Source organism: Seonamhaeicola sp., from assembly GCF_028281565.1.
Lineage (GTDB): Bacteria > Bacteroidota > Bacteroidia > Flavobacteriales > Flavobacteriaceae > Seonamhaeicola.
In genome coordinates this window covers 1-23,110 of record NZ_JANQJQ010000026.1, presented here as the reverse complement: position 1 = coordinate 23,110, position 23,110 = coordinate 1, and the positions used below count along the sequence as shown (strand labels likewise).

The 23,110-nt window shown below is 36.9% G+C and carries 11 protein-coding genes; 7 read left to right on the top strand and 4 right to left on the bottom strand.

Going from position 1 to position 23,110, the window contains the following annotated elements; all coding sequences use genetic code 11:
- The first annotated feature begins 25 nt into the window (after positions 1 to 25).
- On the top strand, positions 26 to 2,851 hold the full coding sequence (locus Q0983_RS12755) for a sialate O-acetylesterase (RefSeq protein ID WP_299553816.1): 2,826 nt from the start codon (positions 26 to 28) through the stop codon (positions 2,849 to 2,851).
- 193 nt (positions 2,852 to 3,044) lie between these two features.
- On the opposite strand, the gene Q0983_RS12750 is transcribed toward Q0983_RS12755, so the two are convergent.
- Complete coding sequence (locus Q0983_RS12750; RefSeq protein ID WP_299553814.1) at positions 3,045 to 7,106, bottom strand: hybrid sensor histidine kinase/response regulator transcription factor; 4,062 nt, start codon at positions 7,104 to 7,106, stop codon at positions 3,045 to 3,047.
- A 221-nt stretch (positions 7,107 to 7,327) separates the two neighbouring features.
- On the opposite strand from Q0983_RS12750, the gene Q0983_RS12745 reads away from it, so the two are divergent.
- The 5 genes from Q0983_RS12745 (at position 7,328) to Q0983_RS12725 (ending at position 20,000) form a co-directional block, all read left to right on the top strand.
- Complete coding sequence (locus tag Q0983_RS12745; RefSeq protein ID WP_299553812.1) at positions 7,328 to 10,402, top strand: TonB-dependent receptor; 3,075 nt, start codon at positions 7,328 to 7,330, stop codon at positions 10,400 to 10,402.
- A 23-nt stretch (positions 10,403 to 10,425) separates the two neighbouring features.
- The gene (locus Q0983_RS12740) at positions 10,426 to 12,138 is read left to right on the top strand and encodes a RagB/SusD family nutrient uptake outer membrane protein (protein ID WP_299553809.1); all 1,713 of its coding nucleotides are present in this window, start codon (positions 10,426 to 10,428) and stop codon (positions 12,136 to 12,138) included.
- Positions 12,139 to 12,341: 203 nt separating this feature from the next.
- On the top strand, positions 12,342 to 15,695 hold the full coding sequence (locus Q0983_RS12735) for a VCBS repeat-containing protein (protein WP_299553806.1): 3,354 nt from the start codon (positions 12,342 to 12,344) through the stop codon (positions 15,693 to 15,695).
- Between the two features lie 208 nt (positions 15,696 to 15,903).
- A complete protein-coding gene (locus Q0983_RS12730; RefSeq protein WP_299553803.1) occupies positions 15,904 to 18,108 on the top strand; it encodes an alpha-N-acetylglucosaminidase in 2,205 nt (734 codons plus the stop codon).
- Positions 18,109 to 18,194: 86 nt separating this feature from the next.
- On the top strand, positions 18,195 to 20,000 hold the full coding sequence (locus Q0983_RS12725) for a hypothetical protein (RefSeq protein WP_299553800.1): 1,806 nt from the start codon (positions 18,195 to 18,197) through the stop codon (positions 19,998 to 20,000).
- 119 nt (positions 20,001 to 20,119) lie between these two features.
- On the opposite strand, the gene Q0983_RS12720 is transcribed toward Q0983_RS12725, so the two are convergent.
- From Q0983_RS12720 to Q0983_RS12710, 3 genes are all read right to left on the bottom strand, one after another.
- Positions 20,120 to 20,788: an SGNH/GDSL hydrolase family protein gene (locus Q0983_RS12720; protein WP_299553798.1), complete on the bottom strand. Its 669-nt coding sequence runs from the start codon at positions 20,786 to 20,788 to the stop codon at positions 20,120 to 20,122.
- A gap of 251 nt (positions 20,789 to 21,039) precedes the next feature.
- Positions 21,040 to 21,588, bottom strand: coding sequence for a hypothetical protein (locus Q0983_RS12715; RefSeq protein ID WP_299553795.1), 549 nt, complete (start codon positions 21,586 to 21,588; stop codon positions 21,040 to 21,042).
- 15 nt (positions 21,589 to 21,603) lie between these two features.
- Positions 21,604 to 21,843: a hypothetical protein gene (locus tag Q0983_RS12710; RefSeq protein WP_299553792.1), complete on the bottom strand. Its 240-nt coding sequence runs from the start codon at positions 21,841 to 21,843 to the stop codon at positions 21,604 to 21,606.
- A 397-nt stretch (positions 21,844 to 22,240) separates the two neighbouring features.
- On the opposite strand from Q0983_RS12710, the gene Q0983_RS12705 reads away from it, so the two are divergent.
- A partial coding sequence (locus Q0983_RS12705) for an MFS transporter (RefSeq protein WP_299553822.1) occupies positions 22,241 to 23,110 on the top strand: 870 nt, incomplete at its 3' end.

Sequence of the window (23,110 nt, the reverse complement as noted above, 5' to 3'; positions counted from 1 at the left end):
GATGTAACATTTGATTTTTTTTATTATGATATTTACTAAAAAATACATGGTGCTGTTGGGATGGTTTATATACCTGCCGGCACTTTTAACGGCGCAGATTCAGTTCAATCAAAAGGAGGGAACCATTTCTGTTAAAGGCCTTGGGCACTACATTCACTCCGAAAATTCCCCAAGTGCGAATGCTGAGAACATGGTTCGGATGAATTTTAGTGATGCCATCAAATTAGGAAACCCACATGGAATCATTGCAGATATTGATCCGGGAGGGTGGGTAGAATTAGCTGTATATAGTACTGAAAAGGATGCGCAAGGCAACCTAAAAGTTGGAAAGCAGATCTATGAAGGGTATGTTAATGAGACCTCTGCCACGTATCGTATAAAGCCTATGGATGAGACCATATATCTGGACAAACTGGATATTCCTACCAATTGTAAAAGTTCACTAGATATTGCATGCCGAGTCCAGGAAGCCAACATTTACAAGGAAGAGCCATGTGTTATAACAAAGGATAATGGTTGGTTTACGTTTTTTCGCAGGGGTCCAACTTTAAAAGAAAAAATTGATTGCAGTGGCGGTAAATACCCTTTAGGGAGCAAACAGCCGGTCGTGGTTCGTTTATTTATTAGTCATGCTACGGTTAAAAGTATTAAAATACCTGGTGTGTCCACCACAGACCTCCCTAGTATGTTTGATTTTCCTTTTGATTTTAAATCGTTTGCAATTATCGGAAATTACGGCTGTGCTCAAAAGGTTGGAGGAAATACTTTAGAAAATGTGGCTTCCATGATAAACAATAATATGGATCATTGGAAAACCAAACCGGATTTTATGCTATCCCTTGGAAATGATAGTTATCATGAACTTTCTCCCGGGATCTGCGGTGGTACTACTTTTGATGATAATGTGGGGAAGTTTTTCCACAATTACATAAAGCCATATTCGGGGAAGCACGGTGCAGAAAGCCCCCATGTAAATCGCTTTTTTCCGGTTCCGGGACAAATAGATTATACGGATTCCAATGGGAATATGTTGGCAAACCTGGATGGTGAAAAAAAATGGCGCAGTTTTTTTTCAAAATCTACCGAACAGGTCAAACATTATGATTTCGTAAAAGGAGATGTTCATTTTTTTGCTTTAAATACGAATAATAGAACAGGAAGGAACCCTACTCCCATAGCTGATGAAAACTCAGTTCTGGCACAGTGGCTAAAAGCAAAATTAGAACGTTCTACAAGTAAGTTTAAGATCGTTTATTTTCACCACCCGCCTTATGCCTCGGGTGTAACCGGTAATAATGGGCACAGTGTTCTTAGATGGCCATTCAAACGATGGGGGGCAGATATTGTAATATCGGGCGGAGCCAATTTTTATGAAAGGCATCAGGTGAACGGTTTTACATATATTGTCAATGGTACAGGAGGTAGAGGTTTAACAGCTGTACCTCCCGGTAACTATGCCTCTACGCTTGTAGGAGGGACACATGTAGAACAATATGGTGCCATGGTTGTTTATGCGATGGGCAGAGATTTAATGTTCAGGTTTCAGGATATTAATGGGGTTGTTTTAGACCAGTTTGTGCTTTTCCAGGACGGAGCTACCTATTATGATGACCGGGTGGACCACCCACTTCCTGCCCTGGGGCAATCTGAAACAACAGATGTGTTCTTGATCCTTGGGCAATCTAACACCGGCGGAAGGTGTAATGAATCAAATACGGATTACGGGCGCTGTCCGTTAGAAGCTGCAGACCAGGGAGCTTTAAGTAATACCTTTCTTCTCAACGAGCATAACCGCTTTGAGGCGGCAACGAACCCTATCAATAAGTATTCAACGGTAGAACTGGTGCCTCCTGCCTGGCAGACCGTAAGTGTTGGCTGGACTTTCGGCCCCAAAGTGTATCAAGGTACAAATACAAAAGTAGGGCTCATTTCGAATGCACGAGGAGGGCTTCGGTGGGAAACCTGGCAAAAAAATTGGAATACTCCTGCCAAACCAAAGAGTTATGAATCCTTTCTTAAGGTATTCCTGAAAAAAGCCTATACAGGAGAAAACCCCTACAGGGAAGCGCTTTCCAGAACCACAAATGCCCTGGATCACTATACGAACAGTAAGGTAAAGGCTATCCTGATGCTACAGGGAGAATGGACTGCCGCTTTTATATGGCCCGGAGGAAAACCTACACCTGCCCAGAAAACAGCATTATTTGCCCAGCTAGATGGTTTTATCAGTGATTTCAGAAATGACCTTAAGACACATACGGGTGAAAATTCTTATGCCACTATGCCATGGTTTATGGCGGAACTAAGACGTGATGCAGCGGCCTCCCCTAAACATTTTATGAAAACAAAAGAAATGAATAAGGCGCTTCATGAATATGCCAGTACGAGACAGCATGTTTATATTGTTTCCTCTAAAGATCTAACGGTTAATAAAGATGGGGTACATTATGATTACAGGTCGCAGAAAACCCTGGGTGAGCGCTTTGCTCAAGCTTATTTAAAGACTTTACCAAGTGCCGGAAACAAAATTGCAAAAGAAAAAACAGAAGTGGAACGTGTGGAGATTGATGAACACGAACATATCATGATCTATCCCAATCCTGCTGAAGACATGCTTACCGTTAGACTTGGAAATACCATTGTAGGAAAGGTTAAGGTTGAGATTAAAACTGCTGCCGGGATGGTGTTAAGATCATGGGAACTTAATAGCAATGAAAACTCCAAACAACACAGATCATCTAGCAGCTTTGTAATTAACGATTTGAACAAGCTGATTCCTGCTTCCGGACTGTATTTTGTTGACATTGCATCAAACGCTGGTAAGATAACCAAGAAATTAATTATTAAATGATTGAGTTTGACATGGGTAATATAGCCTATATATAGCCTTCCCTGAAATGGGATAGGCTGTATTTAGGGAGGCATTTGAGTTAGTTGTTAGAAATAGGGAAATAAGAAGGGTACTGCCTTCAGGTATTGAATTACCCTCTAAGATTCCCGTAAATGTAGTTTTGAAGTTATGGTAAAAGCAAGGATATATGCACTTAACTTTGAAGATGTCTGTAGCGGGTTGGGGTTACACCATATTTTTTCTTAAAGCAAGTACTAAAATATTTCGGATTTGAAAAGCCCGTTAAGTCGCTAATTTCATTAATAGTATAATTGCTGTCATGTATTAATTGTGCAGCCCTGGACAGTTTTACGGATTTTAAAAATTCGTTAATGTTTTGACCTGTAAGAGCCATTATTTTTCTGTATAGGACCGAATGGCTCATTCCTATTTCTTTCGCCAGTTTAGCAACTGTGAATTTTGAATCGGCCATGTGTTCTTCTATTAGGCCCATTATTTTTTCTATAAATATTTCATCTACATTGTTTATGGCTACATCTTTAGGCTTTAATAAAACTTCTTTGGTAAACGTTTCTCTTAAGGCTTTTCTGGATTCAATTAAGTTTTTTACCCTTGCTTTAAGTATGTCCAGATTAAAAGGTTTTGTTACGTAATCATCTGCACCATACTCTAAACCCTCAATTTGAAAAGCATGGGACCCTCTGGCCGTTAACAGAATGATTGGTATATGAGAGGTTCTGACATCAGTTTTTAACGTTTTGCAAAGTTCCAAACCATTCATTTCAGGCATCATAATATCAGAAATAATAATATCCGGGATGTCTTCAAAAGCTTTTTTACAACCTTCCATTCCATTTGATGATGTAATTATCTTAAAGTCGTTTAAAAAGAGGTCTTTAATAAGGTTCCTTATTTCAAAGTTGTCTTCAACAATAAGTAATATGGGCTTTATATTAGAAAGATTGGTATTTAAATGCTCTGCATTAACAATTTCCCCTTCCTTAATTTCATCCATTGAAATGTCGGTATCGACAAATGAATCTGCGATTTCATCATCACTGTAGAACTTTTCAGTGATTGGAATTATAATGTTGAAAATAGTATATTCATTTAGTTCACTTTTAATTAAAATTTCACCATAATGAATATCTGTTAAGTTTTTAGCAATGGCCAGACCAATACCTGATCCGGTTGAGGAGTCTTTTTTTTCTGAATTTAATTGGTAAAACTTTTCAAAGACTTTAGATATACTTTCTTCCGGGATGCCTTTGCCATTATCCTTTATTTTGATGATAAGACGTTCATCTTTTTCGTCTAAGTCAACATTGATATCAATTTTGTCTTTAGTAAACTTGAACGCATTCGACAGCATATTATAGACAATAATTTCTAATTTGTTGGTGTCTACCCAGCCTTCTTCGCAACTATTGGAAACCGTGAGTTGAAACTGAATATCTTTTTCTTTGGCATATTGATAAAAAGGAATACACAACTCGTTAAAAAAATCTTTCAAGTTTACTTGGGTTACTTTTAATTTGGTAACGCCAGATTCTATCTTTCTAAAATCAAGTATTTGGGTTACCAGGTTAAAAAGCCTTTGGCCATTTCTGTTCATAGTCATAACAAGGTTGCTAACCCTGTTATTGACATTTTTAATTTTGGTTAATTCTTCCAGAGGGGTAAGAATAAGAGTTAATGAGGTTCGTAACTCATGGGAAATAGTTGTGAAAAAGTTTATTTTGGATTGATGTAATTCTTCTTCTTTTTCATGTTTATATTTTTCAATGAGCAATTCATTTTTTAAACGGATTCTATTTTTTATACTGTAATAAATAAACAATAACAATGTTGCCAATATTATGGAGTATATAAAATAGGCCAGCTTGGTTTGCCACCAAACAGGGGTGATAATAATATTTAAACGCTTTTCAGAAAAATTATCCTTTTCCAGACTATTCTCTTCAATGGCTTTGACTTTAAATGTATAGGCCCCCGGAGGAATGCTTGAGTAGCTGGCAAAATGATATTCTGAAGGAGTACTGATCCACCTATCGTCAATTCCTTCCAGCATATATTCGTATTTAATGTTGTGCGGTGCCGGATAACCTGGAGTGGCAAAGTCAAAAGAAAAGTTATTTAAATTATAGGGTAAAGAGATATTCTTGGTAAATAAAATTGACGTGTCTAAGGGTTTGTACCCCTCTATAAACTCATTTACCTGGATATTTTTATTAAAAATTTGAAAATTTGTCAATAACAAATTTATAGGTTCCGGTTTTACTATAAGTTTGTTAGGATAAAATGAAACCAACCCTTTTTTGCTCCCAAAAAAAAGTTTTCCATCTGCGGCTTTTGCAATCGCACCCGATTCAAAATCATTTGTAGGTAAGCCATCAAAGGTGTTATAGGTTACAATGTTATGGTTTAAACCGTTAAGTGTTGTTATTCCTTTATTCGTGCCAAACCAAAAATTACCTGAGTTATCTTCAATAATACCATAAACTGAATTACTGGGAAAACCTTGTGTTTTTGAATAGTGCTTAAAATTATTATCCTTTATATTAAGTCTAAAAACACCTTGACCTTCAGTAGTTATCCATATATTCTTTTGAGAATCTTCATAGATGTCTCTAACAGGTTTCGTAATTTTAAGAACCTGGTCAAATCCAATGTCCTGAAGCGATTGGAACACTTCCTTTTTTATATCTAAAATTTGAACACCATTGTTTAAAGTGCCAATCCATAATTTTCCACTGCTGTCAAAGAGTAGTCGCAATAGTTTATCTAACACAAGTCCGTTACCACTATCATTAGTAAATTGATAGTTGATGTATTTTTTAAGTGTTTTATTATAGACATATAGGCCTCTATTATAGGTGGCGATCCAAATTTGACCTTTGTCATCCTCAGCCAAATCAAAAACTATGGTATGCACACTTTTAATCTTGATCTCAGGCTCATAGAATTCATCGGAATCCGGTTTTTTGACAGCTAGAATATTCTCAACAGAATTTCCGGTCCATAAATTACCCTTACTATCCTGAATAACGCTCATAACAATATTTGACGGAATGGAATGAGCACTCTCAGCATTATGACTATAGTTATGAAACGTGCGCGTTTTTAAGTCAAATTTATCCAGTCCTCCTCCTCCGGTTCCTATCCAAAGAATATTTTTATTTAAGTATAACGACACAACTACATTAAAACTTAAACTACTGGTGGGTACCGAAGGAGATAATTGATAAACTTCAAAAGGCGAGGTATTGGTCCTATTCACGGTTCCATCACCCATACCCAACCAAAGGTCAAAATTCGAATCTATAAAAAGTGAATAGGATGAATTATTGGTAATGCTATTTCTGTTATAGATGTCATTTTTATAAACGGTAACTTCACCTGTTTTAGCATGGAGTAGGTTAAGTCCACCTCCTTCGGTGGTAAACCATATTTCATTAGGTTTTCCTTCTTTTACATCGGTGATGGTGTTTGAACTAATGGACTGATTGCCTTTTTGATATTCATAATGTTTAAAAGATTTGTCCTGTATGTTAAATTTAAAAAGCCCTTCCTCCTCCGTGCCTATCCACAAATTACCTTTATGGTCAAGGCACAGGCGTTGACCGGTCCTTGTACTTAGATAAGCTTTATCACTATAGTTATAGTGATAAAATGTACGTTGATTTCGCTTATAACAATCTAAAACACCTGTATTAGATGTAATCCAGACGTTTCCGTTCTTGGCAATAATAGAATAAATATCATTATTTGTTATCGAATTAATATTGTTGTCATAATGAAGAAAATTTTCAACAGTATTTAGTTTTTTGTTCAAATAAAACACCCCATCGCCCATAGTCCCTACCCAAAGATTGTTTTCTGAATCTTCAGTAATGGCGGTAACATAATTCTCTTTATAGATAGAAGGCGTATTATTATTTTTATGACTTATAAAGGACTCGTCGATAGGATTAAACATATTAAGCCCTCCTTGCCTCGTACCTATCCATATATAGCCATTGCTGTCTTCAAAAAGTGCGGTTATATAATTGTCGCTTAATGACAATACATCACCTTCAACAGACACGAACGCCTTAAATTTAAATCCATCATACCTATAAAGACCATGGGCGCCTCCAAACCACATAAATCCATTTCTGTCTTTTAGAATGGCATTTACTGAAGCGAAACCATCTTCAATGACAAAGGCTTTAAAGTTTAATGTTTCGCTTTGAGATAAGGCATAAAATGACATAAAAAATACAGTTAAGGTCGTTATATGAGGTATTTTATGGAAGAAGATCATGATATACTCTTATATTCATAGTGAATATAATATAAAAAATGTGTTTTAGATTATGTCTTGAAAGCAGTATACTAAAAAAGAATGATAATCATACCATTCCGATTAATAATTAAACCTTAGGGTTGTCTTGGGATACTAATTTTACGGCATAAACTAACAATTATATAAATATGAAAAAAACTTATTTTAGAACGAAATTAGTTTTGGGTTTGTTTCTTTTGATGGCAACAGGTCTTTATGCTCAAAAACAAATTTCAGGAAATGTAAATTCCACCAATGGTCAGCCATTACCGGGAGTATCGATTTTGATTAAGGGAACTACAAATGGAACTTCAACTGATTTTGATGGTAACTATACATTATCTAATGTTACCGATAACTCCACTATGGTTTTTTCTTACATTGGGTTTAAAACCCAAGAGGTTATAGTTGGTGGTCAATCAACCATTAACGTGTCTTTGGAAGAGGAAATAGCAAGTCTGGATGATGTCATAGTTGTTGGATATGGAACAAAAAAGAAGTTGGAAGTTGCCGGAGCCGTTGCCCAGGTTTCTGGAGATCTTACTAAAAGGAATCCAGAGGTAAACTTTACCAATTCATTGGCAGGACGTTTGCCCGGACTGGTGGTTTCTCAAACAGGAGCGCAGCCTGGAAGGGAACAAATTAATATTAATATAAGGGGGGTAAGAACTTTTGATTCTAATCCAAATGATGGCATTGATCCAACGCAACCATTGATAGTAATCGATGGTGTAATTGGGGCAGATGGTCTGAGCGGTCTTAATAATGAAGATATTGAAAGCATATCCGTTTTAAAGGATGCTTCGGCTTCTGTTTATGGGTCAAGGGCTGCTAATGGTGTTATTTTAGTGACTACCAAACGCGGTAAAACCGGTAAGCCTGTCTTTAATTATACAATAAACACGGCAATTTTATCACCAACACGATTTGCAGAACGTCCAACGTCTTTGGAGTTTGCAACTATGTCTAGAGCTATTTTGGAAAGGGACCCTAGTGCTAATGTTTTGTCGTTTAGTGATGAGCAAATTGCTGAATTTTCGGCACCAGGATTCAAAAATACGGATTGGTACAAAGAAGTGTTTGATAGAACTTCTATTCAAACAAGGCACAATTTATCTTTTAGGGGAGGAACAGAGTCCATCAGTTATTTTACATCGTTAAGCGTGGCACAAAGAGAGGGAATTATTGTTCAGGATGATGTTACGGATGTAAATCAGTACAACTTTAGGTCCAACATTGACTTAAATGCCACGGATAGAATAAAAGTGTCCTTCAATCTGGCAGGAAGATATGATAAAAACCAATTCTTTGGAGCTTCACCTGGTGATGTGTCAAATGCAGCAGCAAGAGGATTGCCTTTTGAGGCCGCAACTACAGAAGATGGAAGGCCTTTGCGATTAAGCCAGACAAATTTGAACTTGAATCCATTGGCTATAGCAAGACGGTCAAGTGGTTATCAAAGTGAGCGTAATACTCTATTTAATAGCAAACTAGGAGTTGTCTATAAAATTCCGGGAATCGAAGGGTTAAGTGCTGAAATTTGGGGGGCTGCTAATTTTCGTCAAGATTACGATAAACAGTTCGATAGACCCTTTTTACAATATGATATAGACGCTAATGGGAATATAGTGGAAGATATAGTACAAAGAGATGTCAAAGTAATCGAAGATTATGAAAGATTTTTGGAACTAACAGGACATATCAATTTAAGGTATGCTAATGTTTTTGGAAAGCATTCTGTAAATGCCTTTTTAGCCTATGAAGAAAGTAATCAGGAGTTTAATAGCTCAGGTCTTTCAAGAAGGGATTTCTTAGCAAGCACAATAGATCAACTTTTTGCAGGAGGAATCCAAAATCAAACTACAACTGCTTTTGCTAATGAATCTGCTAGGCAAAGTTATATTGGAACACTCGGTTATGATTTCAATAAGAAATACTTTGTCGAATTTAGCTTTCGTTATGAAGGGAGTTTTAATTTTCCTCGTGGGGAGCGTTTTGGTTTTTTCCCATCTATACAAGGCGCTTGGAGGCTTTCCGAGGAAAACTTCTTAAAGGATAATAATACCATAAGTAATCTCAAGTTAAGAGGAACATGGGGTAAGGTTGGTAATGATTTAATTCCGCAGTTTCAATTCTTAAACAGGTTTGGTAATGACGGCTCTTTCCCACTAGGAACAGGTACTTTAACAGACCAGCCTATTGTTGGACAAATCGGTACCATAGCCAATCCATTTGTGACATGGGAAACATCAGAAAATATTAATATAGGATTGGAACTAGGTTTGTTCAATAATAAGTTAACATTGGACCTAGATATTTTTAGCGAAAAAAGGAACGATATTTTAGCACCAAGAAATGTTAGTATTCCTTTATATACAGGAGTTGCCCCTGCTCAGAGGCCTAATGAAAATATAGGCAAAGTAGAGAGTAATGGATTTGAGGCTATTTTAGGTTACAGGACCCAAATTGGTAATGTAAATTTCTCTGCGGAAGGTAATATTGCATATGCTCAGAACGAACTGGTGTTCCAGGATGCTGTAGAACCGGCCGAACCGTATCAAAACCTGGAGGGGCGTCCTATAGGAAGTCGCTTGGTATATAATGCCATTGGTATCTATAGAAACCAGGCGGATGTAGATAATAACCCTGGATTGGCAGGTGCAGGTATTGGAGATTTAATCTATGCCGATACCAATGGGGATGGTATATTGGACCCTGACGATAGAATTGCTTGGGAACCCGATCCGACCATTCAGTTTGGTTTAAACCTTGGGTTTGACTATAAGAATTTTGAGTTAAGTGCTTTATTCCAAGGGGTGGCCAATGCCAATGCCATACAGACAGCTATTTTTGGGCAAGGGGATTTGTCATATATCTTAAGAAATGCCTATACGCCAGCAAACCCTAACGCATCTTTACCAAGACTTGGAGCTTCCGAATCTTTAAGAAATGGATATTTGGGAGGTGAGATTCCTTCAAATTTCTGGATTCGAGATGCTTCATTCGTAAGACTTAGAAATGTGCAATTGGCCTATAATATACCTCAGGAAATTACATCGAAAATAGGATTGTCTGCGGTTCGTGTATATGCGAGCGGAAGCAACTTGTTAACATTTGACAAGTTTAAGAAAGATGGTTTGGGGGATCCCGAACAAGGGATTCCTTTATTTGCACTTGTTCCGATTCAAAAGATTATCAATTTTGGAGCTAACATTACTTTTTAATTAATATTATAATATATAATACAATGATAAAAACAATTATTAATCATAAAGAAAAGGTTGGGGTAAAAACCATAGTAATGTCTATAGTGGTGTTTACTTCAGTCATTATGTCTTCTTGTAGTGAAGATATATTAAACAAACAACCGCTAGCTGATATATCAGATGGAGATATCTTTAACGATGATGCCTTATTGGATGCTTACGTTTTGGGTAATTACAGAGCCTTTAGGTTTTTCCAATTTGGTGCCTTTTTTCCAGAAGTAGGCACTGATAACGCCATGCATGTAGCTGGCGGCGGTGGTCTTCAATTATATGCAAGAAATCAGCATACAGCCGATAATTCTGAGGACTTTACCCAAAATGCATGGAGGGAAAACTATTCTAACATCAGAAGAGCGAATATTTATTTTGATAGGATTGCAAATACAATGGCTTCTCCCGATTTGGTTCAAAAACTAACGGCAGAAATGCGTTTTATAAGAGCTTGGTGTTATTTTGATTTGATTAGTTTTTACGGAGACATACCTTTAATTACGGATTTGGTTGACCTTGGAGCCGCCTTTGATCGCACCAGAACACCATACGATGAGGTGTCCGCATTTATAGTAAGTGAATTGGATGCCGCAATTCCTGATTTACCTACTGAAGCCTTTGATGGCAATACCGGACGAGCTACAAGAGGAGCAGCAATGGCATTAAAATCAAGAGTACTGTTATATGCTGCAAGTGCTTTACACAACCCTACCAACGATTTAACGAAATGGCAGGCCGCAAGTGATGCTGCCGAAGCAGCCATGGATTTACCAGAATATAGTATCGATCCGGACTATTCCAATATTTACAATGAAGTACGCTCACAAGAAGTTATGTTTGCCAGAGGTTATACTAATGAAAATAGAGCGGCAAATACAGACTTACCTGGAGTTTGGACATGGAATTTTGTTATAGATCGTTATTATCTGCCGGCAAACTATTTTGTTTCCGACCCTAGATTTACAATGGCTATACAGAATTTAGTTGATGCCTATGAGACCCAGGATGGTAGCCCAGTGGACCCACAGGATCCTTGGACGAATAGAGATCCCAGATTGGACATGACCATTATACACCACAATAGTGTTATAAATAAGGAAGGTTCTCCAATTACTATAGAATACCATTATGACCAAGCGGACCCAAGCAATGCTGCATTGGCTGGTTTAGGTTCTAACCTTAATGGAGGGACGGTAACACATTATAACATCATAAAACAAACGGATACTTCAAAACCTTTAGGTCTGGAAAACCCTGACCACCATGCACCGTGGGTGTATTTTAGGAAAGCTGAAATGTATTTAAATTATGCGGAAGCTCAGATTGAGCTAGGCAATGAAGCCAATGCCCGTATGGCCATTAATAAGGTAAGAAGCAGGACAAATGTTGATATGCCAGATGTTACAGATTCAGGGGTGGCCCTAAAACAACGGTACAGAAATGAACGTAGGGTAGAGTTTGCCTTTGAGAATTTAAGGTGGTACGACATAACGCGATGGAAAATTGGGGACCAGGTTATTAAACCTGCTATTGGCCTTACCATTTTAAGGGATAATACGACAAACCCACCTACAGAAACCTATCAGTATGACCGGGTGGTTGATGAATTTAGAACTTGGGACGATAGAATGTACTATATGCCAATACCAAGGGCGGAATTAGAAGCGAGCCCATCATTGCTGCCCCAAAACCCTGGTTATTAATAGATAATACAGAAATATAAAAAAAGCAATGATTGTAATAAATATATAATCATTGCTTTTTTTGTTTAATTGAATTGGAGGAACTGGTTCTGGCTTAAAATTTTAGAAATAAAAAGGTTATATTATGTTCAGTCAATAATTCGTAGAATGTAAACAGATAAATTTAAGTTAAAAAGGTATTATTAACATTATAAATTTTAAATATGAAGTTTAGATATTACATCATCATATTGGTGGTGACCATGTGCTTTTCGTGTTTGGAGAAAAAGGGAGTCTTCTCTATATCAGATGAATTATTTGTGGATATGGATAGTAAAGCATCCGGCATAGATTTCTCTAATATATTAACAGAAAATGATTCTATTAATTACTTCAATTATGGTTATATGTATATGGGAGGAGGAGTAGCCATTGGAGATATAAATAATGATGGGTTGGAAGATATCTATTTTACCGGTAATATGGTTGAAAATAAATTATACTTGAATAAAGGGGAACTTAATTTTGAGGATGTTACCAAGGTTTCTGGAGTGGGAGCGAAGACAAATATATGGATTACTGGGGTTACAATGGCCGATGTGAATGCTGACGGTTGGCTGGATATTTATGTTAGTGTATCTGGGATTTGGGCCGATACGAAAAACCTTTTGTTTGTTAATAAGGGGTTAGACGACAATAATGTTCCCGTATTTTCCGAAGAAGCGGAGCAATTCGGAATTGCAGATTTAGGCCATAGTGTTCAAGGTACCTTCTTTGATTATGATAACGACGGAGATTTGGATTTATATGTGATAAATTACCCACCAACCGATTTTAGAACGACAGTTCCAGAGTACCATAGGTTAATGCAAAATGTAACGGACGAGCAATCTAATACCTTATACAGGAATAACGGGGATAATACATTTACCGATATAACAGAGGCTTCTGGGCTGTTAAGTTTTGGCCTATCCTTATCAGCAGCAATAGGGGATTATAACTCAGATGGTTGGCAAGATATTTACGTGTCGAATGATTTTGCCTCACCAGATAATTTTTATTTCAACAATGGTGATGGTACGTTTACAGATCAAATTAAGAAAACGACCAATCAAACCGCATTTTTTGGAATGGGATCTGATGTGGCGGATTTTAATAATGACGGCTTGTTGGACTTTTTTCAATTGGATATGACCCCCGAGGATAATCGTAGGTCCAAAGCCAATATGCAAAGTATGAACGTTCAAATGTTTGATCAGATGGACCACTTTGGGTTTCATACGCAGTATATGCATAATACCCTGCAGTTAAATGTAGGTAACGATGAAAACAAACTCCCGCTTTTTAGTAATATTCCTAGACTGGGAGGAGTGGCTCTAACAGATTGGAGTTGGGCTGCCTTATTTGCAGATTTTGACAATGATGGATGGAAAGACCTATACGTTACCAATGGTACACGTAGAGAGATAAATAATAAGGATTATTTTAAAAAAATAGGAAAGCAATACGGGAAGAAGAAAAAGGAAGGCACCAATTTACTGCCCCTCATAGAAGGGATACCCTCAGAAAAAATTGAAAACTACGCCTTTAAAAACAATAAAGATCTTACATTTTCCAAAATAGCAAAAAAATGGGGATTGGACCATAAAGGGTTTTCTAATGGAGCGGCATATGCCGATCTGGATAATGATGGCGATTTGGACCTAGTGGTAAACAATATTGACGAAATGAGTAAGGTATATAAAAACACAACTTCAGAAAGTAAAACTAATAACTATTTAAAGGTTAATCTAAAAGGTACTGAAAAAAACCTTTTGGGTGTAGGTGCAAAAGTCTATTTGTATAATAACGGTAGTGTACAAGTGCAGCAAGCCGTAAATTCGAGAGGCTTTCAATCTGCAGTACCATCAATTTTAAACTTTGGAGTAGGTGAAGCTGTTACCCTTGATAGCATTAAGGTAATTTGGCCAGATGGAGAACAACAAACTGTAACATTGATAAAAACAAACACTCAAATAGACTTGAGCCATGCCAATAGTGCTTTAAATCGGCCTAGTGAAAAAACAGAAACCTCTGCGTTATTTAAAGACATCACAAATGATATGGAATTGAATCATGCGCATCAAGAAAATAAATTTGATGATTATTTTTATCAAGTATTATTGCCTAATAAAATGTCTCAATTTGGGCCTGCCCTGGCAGTAGGGGATGTTAATAATGACGACCTAGAGGACTTTTATATTGGGGGCGCCTCAGGTAAGTATGGGGTCATTTATATGCAACAAAAGGAAGGAGGATTTAAGAAGCAAGAACTTCTCAGCACATGGGGTATGGATGATATTAACGAAGATGTAGACGCTCTGTTTTTTGATGCAAATAATGATGGACTGCAAGATTTATACGTAGTTAGCGGGGGAAACGAATTTTATGCTAACACAGAGCCATATCAAGATCGATTATATATCAATACAAAACAAGGTTTTGTGAAAAGCAACACAGCTTTGCCCAAAATGTACATAAGTGGTTCCAAGGTTGTACCTGCGGATTTTGATGACGATGGGGATATTGACTTGTTTGTAGGAGGAAGGCATACACCACGGAATTACCCAGTACCTACTAGTAGTTATATATTAAGAAATGATAGTGAAGGTTCAAATATCAAGTTCACGGACGTGACCAATGAAAAAGCACCGAATCTTAAGGATATAGGAATGGTGACCGACGCAGTTTGGACGGATTTCAATGACGATCATAAATTGGATTTAGTGATTGTTGGTGAATGGATGCCAGTTACATTCCTTCAAAATGAAAACGGTACGTTTATAGATAAAACCGAATTATTTGGATTTGAAAAATCTACAGGATGGTGGAATAGTATTATCGCGGAAGATTTTGACCGGGATGGCGATATTGATTTTGTTGTTGGTAATTTAGGATTGAATTACAAGTATAGGGCATCAACGCAAGAATCGTTTGATGTTTATGCGGATGATTATGATAACAATGGAAACATAGATATAGTTTTAAGTTATTATTATGATGGAGAACAATATCCGGTAAGGGGAAGACAATGTTCCTCAGAACAGATACCAGCCATAAAAATAAAATTTAAAGACTATAACTCCTTTGCAGAAGCCAATGTGGAGGATATATATTCTACCCAAAGCTTGAAAGACTCAAAAGCACATTTTAAAGCATACAATTTTTCTAGTTCCTACATAGAAAATCAAGGGAACAGTGTTTTTAGAATGTTTCCTTTACCCAATGAAGCTCAGGTTTCTTCGGTTAACAGTATAATAGCGAGAGATATAAATAGAGATGGAGCGATCGACTTGATACTTTCAGGGAATTTATATGTTTCAGAAGTTGAGACCCCTCGTAATGATGCCTCTTATGGCTTATATTTGGAGGGAGATGGAAAAGGGAACTTTAATCCCATGGCCCCTTATAAAAGTGGTCTATATGTAAAAGGTGATGTAAAAAATGCCGAATGGATTACTCTGGCCAATAAAGAACAAGCTATCCTTTTTGCAAAAAATGATGCAGCTATACAAATTGAAAAGGTTCAAAAAAAGTAATCAATGTAAATTGATTAATAGACGAACTTCTTAGACGATTTTTTCTACCTCATAGGTGCTAGCCTTATTTAAATTCGTAATGACTTAAAATGTGTTGAATTTTAAATCAATAACATTCGGTCCATAAATCTTAATTGGTTTGTTTTAGTTAAAGTGTCTGGTCAGAAGAATAAACATTCTTCTGACTTTTTTAAAATCCAAGTAAAAAATGATCAAAAAGTATAGTTACAGTATTTTGTTTAGCCTTGTGCTTTTTCTCAATTACAACTGTAAAAAGGAAGAATCAATACAGTCAGATAATCCAATAAATAATTTAGTCCAAAGAATAGCCCCAAGTTTTGCAGAAAGTTTTGTTTTTGAGGAATTGAAAACAACAGGAGGTAAAGATGTTTTTGAAATTGAATCAAAAGGGAAAAAGGTTTATATAAGAGGAAATAATTATAATTCCATGGCAGTAGGTCTAAACTGTTACCTAAAAGACTATTGCAATACCTACGTGTCATGGTATGCCAATGACACCATCCATTTACCTAAGGTTTTACCGGTAGTTCCCCAAAAAGTTACAAAGTCTGCGAGGGTTAAAAATCGCTTCTTTTTAAACTATTGTACGTTTGGTTATACTATGCCCTGGTGGCAATGGAAAGATTGGGAACGTTTTATCGACTGGATGGCATTGAACGGTGTTACTATGCCGTTGGCCATTACGGGACAAGAAGCTATTTGGTATGAGGTATGGAAAGAGTATGGATTGTCTGATGAGCAAATACGATTGTATTTCACTGGGCCGGCCCATTTGCCGTGGCACCGTATGTCCAATCTGGATAAATGGGGCGGGCCTCTGCCACAGTCCTGGTTAACACATCAAAAAGAATTACAAAGAAGCATTGTAAAACGAGAACGAGAATTGGGAATGACTCCGGTACTTCCAGCATTTGCGGGTCATGTGCCTGAGGCCTTAAAAACGGTATACCCTGAAGCAAAAATAAACCAGCTAAGTTCTTGGGGAGGATTTAAAGATGCGTACCGTACCTTCTTTTTAGATCCACTAGATCCGGTATTCAAGGAAGTACAACATAAATTTTTGACCAAACAAGCTGAATTATATGGAACAGACCATATATATGGAGCTGATCCTTTTAATGAAGTACATCCCCCAAGTTGGGAACCGGAATATTTGGCAACCGTGTCAAATACCATTTATAGCTCTATAACAGATATAGACCCTGAAGCTACATGGTTACAAATGTCCTGGATATTTTATTTTGAAAGGGACCATTGGACCAATGAGCGCATAGAAGCTATGGTTAAGGCTGTACCTCAGGATAAAATGATGCTACTAGATTATTACTGTGAAAATAAAGAAGTGTGGAAAATGACAGATTCCTTTTTTGATCAGCCTTTTATATGGTGTTATTTGGGGAACTTTGGAGGTAATACCATGCTAGCGGGTAATATTGACACCGTAGAGGAACGTATTGAAAATGCTTTGAAAAATAATACAAACATGTGGGGAATTGGTTCAACGTTGGAAGCTTTGGATGTTAATCCCGTGATGTACGAATATGTATTTGAAAAAGTTTGGGCAGACGGAGTAACCAATACAGACGTTTGGATTCAAAACTGGGCAGATTTGCGTTATGGCTCAAAAGATGAGAGTAACCAAAAAGCTTGGGAGCTATTACATCATAAAATTTATAAAGATCCGGCAAGATTAGGACAAGCTACTTTAACCAATGCAAGGCCAACTTTAACAGGTAGCGGTAACTGGACAACCGACCCAACAATCAATTATAATAATACCGATTTGTTTAAAGCTTGGCAATTGCTTTTGGAAAACCCAAGTGATACGCCAAGTTATCAATATGATGTGGCAAACGTTGGGCGACAAGTGCTGGGCAATCATTTTACTAAGTTAAGAGATGAGTTTACAAATAGTTATGAAGCAAAAGATTTAAAATTGCTAAAAGCAAATGGTCAGAAAATGCTGGAGTTATTTGACGATTTGGACAAACTTTTGGCAACACAATCGTCTTTTCTTGTTGGTAAATGGCTGGAAGATGCTAAAGCCTTTGGACTTAACGAAGAAGAAAAAAAGTATTACGAACATAATGCTCGAAATATTATTACCACTTGGGGTACAGCAGCCCAAAGTTTAAATGATTACGCTAACCGCTCCTGGGCAGGGTTAACCAAAGGATTTTATAAAGAACGATGGAAAATGTTTATCAATGATGTAATTAAGGCTGTTGAAAACAATAAAGTGTTTGATAAAAAAGCATTCTATGATAAAGTTACACAATTTGAGTGGGATTGGACACAAGAGAAGGAAGTTTATACTTCAACTCCACAAGGAAATGCCACTGAAATTGCGAAAAAATTGATTTTAAAATATGGAGAAATTAAGTATAAATAGGATTATATGTTATAATATCTGTTTTTTTAATCATTAAGATTTTCCGAAATTATCATAATAGCCACATAATTATATAACAGTTAAAAATGAGAATACTAAAGAGTATAGCCTTACTATTAGCAATAGTGTTTGGAGGATGTATAGATAACAAAAAAGAAGATATTGTTGGAGAAAGAGGACTTCCAATGAAAATAGAGGTAACATTAAATAAGGAAGCATATAATGCAGGAGAAACCATTAAAGCTCGGGTATATGTTGAAAACAAAGGTAATAAAGCAAAAATAGAATCTTTAAGTCTAAAAATTGTAAATATTTCAGATGGATCCAGTTCTTTGACCAAACACCTAGTTAATAATTGGCATGATAAAAATGAGTTTTTGTACAGTCTTGATATAGAGGTGCCAATGCACTTTAGTAAAGGAGCTTATGGCGTCTATATTGTTTTGAAAGAAGCTGGTTTTAATGAAGAAGAAACGTATCAAACCTTTTTTAGGATTATTGAGGAAGATGAACTAACCGTTTTTGACATTGAGACAGAAAAGATTGAGGATGTCCCTATTTTTAAATTAGACGGTGGCATGAGTGCGGAGTACATCGTTGAAAAATCTGCAGAGAACATAACATCAGGAATCTCACATTCCTGGAAAGTCAATGCACCGGGCTCGGGGCCAAATCATGTGTTAGCTACACCCAATTATTTGGAAAAATCAGTCAATAAAACAGTAGATTTCTATAACCAAATATTTGACGATAATTCGGAAATAGAAACTGTATTAATAACTACTGGTTTTCCGTCTATTCCTTATATTTCAAATGCCTTAAAGGCCCCCGTATTACCCATGCATTATTTGGTCAGTGTTAATACCGTTAAAGAAATTCAAACCATTTTAAAAATAGCTAATGATAAGGGCATTGCATCCTATGCAACACTAAGCCATGACCCATCTGTCCCTTATGCGGTATCATGGGTTAAGTTGTTGGAATTACCCGAAGCCTATAAAAACTTTATCAAACAGCATAAAGTAAGGAATGTGGTTATACTGGGAGCCACCGGTACAAGCGGTGGTGAAACCAAGGCCAAGCAACTATTGTATAATGATACTATACAGGATGAATATGCCAATAGAAGTATTTACATCATGTACCCCGGGACATCACCAGATGATGTAAAAACCTTAAAGGAAAAGATTGTAGACTTAAAAGACTTTAAACAACAGGATAATTTTATAAGAATAGCCGATTGGGAAAGCGGTATTAACCAAAAACAAATAGCCAATTTTACGAATAATGCCAAAAGTATAGACCTATCCATAGCAGTAACCACCGTAACAGCAGAAGATTTAGGAAGATTATATGCTCTGGGGGCTTACAGTAGCTTGGCACTAATGCATAAAAATAAAGCGAAATTTGATGGCGTAAAAGGCGTTATTTTCAATCCGTACTTAATAGCACACCCAACAATAGAGCTTAAAAAAGGGTTTGTACCCTTGCTGTATTGGCAACTGGTAGGAGCACAGTATACCGTTTATAACATGGAAAATGATCTGTTAAAGGCTATTGATCATTTTTATCCGGGTACGGATGCAAAAAAAATGACATTATGGTTAAACTCTACCCGCAATTTTGGCGCCAAATGGTCCGCAAACAATTTAAAAGAAGAACTGACTAAAAAAGGATATACAAACTTCATAGAAAATAACTATGAAGTGGATGAGGTTTGGGATTTGTCGGATGGGGTTAATTCGCCAAGTGAATTGTTATTTAAAGAAGTGAAGGGTAGTTGTGGCTTTGAAAATTTAAAGGAATGGAACGATTCGTTAGCTCCATTAACAATTGAAGATCTTAAGAAGATTTCAAACTTATTTGAAGGGTTTCAATTGGAAACGAAATAAAAAGACTAAATTTGTTATAATACCTGATTTTTTCTTTTTCTGAGTTTGTCTCTTGGGAGAAAGCAATTATATAGCAGTAGCACGAAAAATAGGATAATAGAAGTCCTTTCATTATTCCATTAATTATTTAATGCATCTAGAACTAATGGCTCCATAATGGAATATCCAAGTTTGTTAGGGTGTACACCATCTGGTGCATATTTTTTAGGTAATCCTTTTTCCTTATCGACCAAAGCAGAATAATAATCAACATATTGGACGCTATGTTTTTTGGCATAGCTTTCAAGTGATTTATTTAGTGAAATAACCCTATCGGCAGGTTTAAGGTTGGGGAACCAAGGGTATTTGTTTACAGGCAATACAGAACATAAGATAACTTTGACATTGTTGGCATTAGCCATTTCTATCATAGATATGATGTTATCTAAAATCATTTGATTGGTTGTAGGTCCGGTATTACCGGCAATATCATTGGTACCGGCAAGAATCACTACAATTCTTGGTTGAAGTTGGATGACGTCCTGACGAAATCTTATAAGCATTTGCGGCGTAGTTTGTCCGCTAATGCCTCTATTTATAAATGATTCATTTTCAAAAAACGTTGGCACATGGACTTTCCACATTTCGGTAATGGAATTGCCCATAAAAACCACGCGATTTTCGCTTTTAGCAGGTTCCTGTAATAACGAATTGGCTTCCTGATAATAAGCTAAGTTGGCCCAATCGTTCTTTATGGCAGACCATTGGGTGTATTCTTGAACTATTTGTTGTGCTGTTTTTCCGTCCACTAATTTAATTGGTGAGGTTTCTTGGACCTTAGTAGAGGAACAAGATAATAAGGTTACACATAAATATAATAAGATTTGTATCTGTTTTAAAGACATTGACATCATGTTATAATTTAATAAAAATTCTTTTATAATTCTATTTCACATATTTTATCATTCAAACTACTTTTTCGGTCGTAACCCCAATAATCTAACTTTCAATGGAGGCATCGATGTTCGAACTTAATAAGAGCCTCGTTTTTAGAAACTGCCTAAAACCACTTTTTTACTAAGCGCCAAGCACCACCACAATGGCCATGACCGTGGTAGTCTTTTATACCCTTGTGAACATACCATTCGTATTGTTTACCGGTTCTAAAATCGGTATGCACAAATTTTTGCATATCACCGACCACATCACCCATAGCTCTCATTAACCAGGCTCTTCTGCCATGTCCAGAGATAAATGCTTCCATAGAGAAATTGGCAGTTACCCCATTTTTAAATTGCTTGGGGGCAACATAGTGATCCGGCTCATCATTGTCCATCCTGTAAACACAGTACCCGTAATCTGTAGTTCTAAACTGTTCCAGAATAAAGGCGTCACTTGGGTACATGTCCTCGGGAAAATCAAAAACATAGGTCCAGTTTCTGTTTCTGTAATATAGTTTTAAGGTAGAATAAGGGCAAACGTCTTCTACAGTACACGCATTGGTACATCTTGGCGTGCTGCTTTTTTGGGCATTTTTGTCAACAAACTCCCGAATATCCGATGATGTATAAGACCTTTCATGAAGCATACCACTATCCTTATTTTCCAAACCGCGTTGGAGCGTTTAGAGCCTGTTTTTTGTTAGAAGCGGATATTTATCCATAGCTGTTCGCCACCCCTGATCATTGATTAAGAACTGATTATAAAAATTCATTTTGATTAAAGGGGTCGGTTCCTGTTTAAAAATACCTTTATAAGTAGTCATACTGTTTGGTATTGGTACAATCCCTAGATTACTAGATTTTGCAAGAATAGGGGTGTATACAGCCAATGCGATAAAAAACAAGGTATACGATTTCGACATGGTTTTTAACTTTTTATACGTTTCCAAAGTTAAAACGCAAGTTGTGTTTTGAAGTTTAAATTTTAATCAAATATAGTTTGCAAAATTGTCTTTTTACTTAGAATATTCCTTTTAGATCAACCTAAAAAAAGGATGTTGATAATTTGGTTGTCATGGTAATAGTTATAAACATCCTGAAAAAGCGTTAAAGTTTTACGGATTGTGGGCAAGGAATTATAGGACAAGGTAAACACAATAATAGTTACGAAAGAATAGGTCGTTACTTTTGCTCTATGAGTTTGTTTGCTCAAACGACCTTTTTTTGTGCGAATTTGATTAAATTTTATACTAAAGAGACTAATAATTAAACTAGTAATTAGCTAACGTTTTTGAACTTGTGCCGAAATTAGCTAAAGGCATGCAACAATCTGGAAGGAGTAATCAGCTCCCAATACTCATCATCGCGGGTCTATTTTTCATATTCGGTTTTGTAACCTGGGTCAACGGAGCGTTGATCCCCTTTATGAAGACCATCAATGAACTGACCGAGGCCCAGAGCTATTTGGTAGCCTCGGCCTCTTATATCAGTTTTGTGGTTATGGCCCTGCCGGCGTCCTATTTGCTTACCAGGGTAGGTTATAGGAGAGGGATGTCCATTGGGTTAATCATTATGGCCTTGGGAGCCTTGATTTTCATACCAGCGGCCGAAGCCAGGACTTATTGGGTGTTTTTACTGGCCATTTTCATTCAGGGTGCAGGTATGACGATCTTACAAACGGCAGCCAATCCCTACATTACCATATTGGGCCCCTTGGAGAGCGGCGCCAAGCGTATTGCTATCATGGGTATAGCCAATAAAACAGCAGGCGCTTTGGGGTCCTTGATTTTTGGAGCCTTATTGCTATCGGGCATTGATGAGGTCAAGGAAAAACTAAGCACGGTATCCATAGAAGAAAAGAGCGCACTATTAGATACCATGGCCGATAGCGTATTTACCCCTTACATTATAATGGCGGTAGTATTACTTGTTTTAGGTTTATTAATCAGAAAAGCACCGTTACCGCATGTAGAAGCTGGTGAACCGGACGTGACAACTACTGGAACCACAATGAAAACAACTATTTTTCAGTTCCCTCATTTATGGTTAGGCGTACTAACCTTGTTCGTCTACGTGGGCGCTGAAGTTATAGCAGGAGATACCATAATTGCCTACGGGATAGCTTTAGGATTTACAGGTGAAGAAGCCAAATTCTTTACCACTTTTACGTTAATGGCGATGGTTGCTACC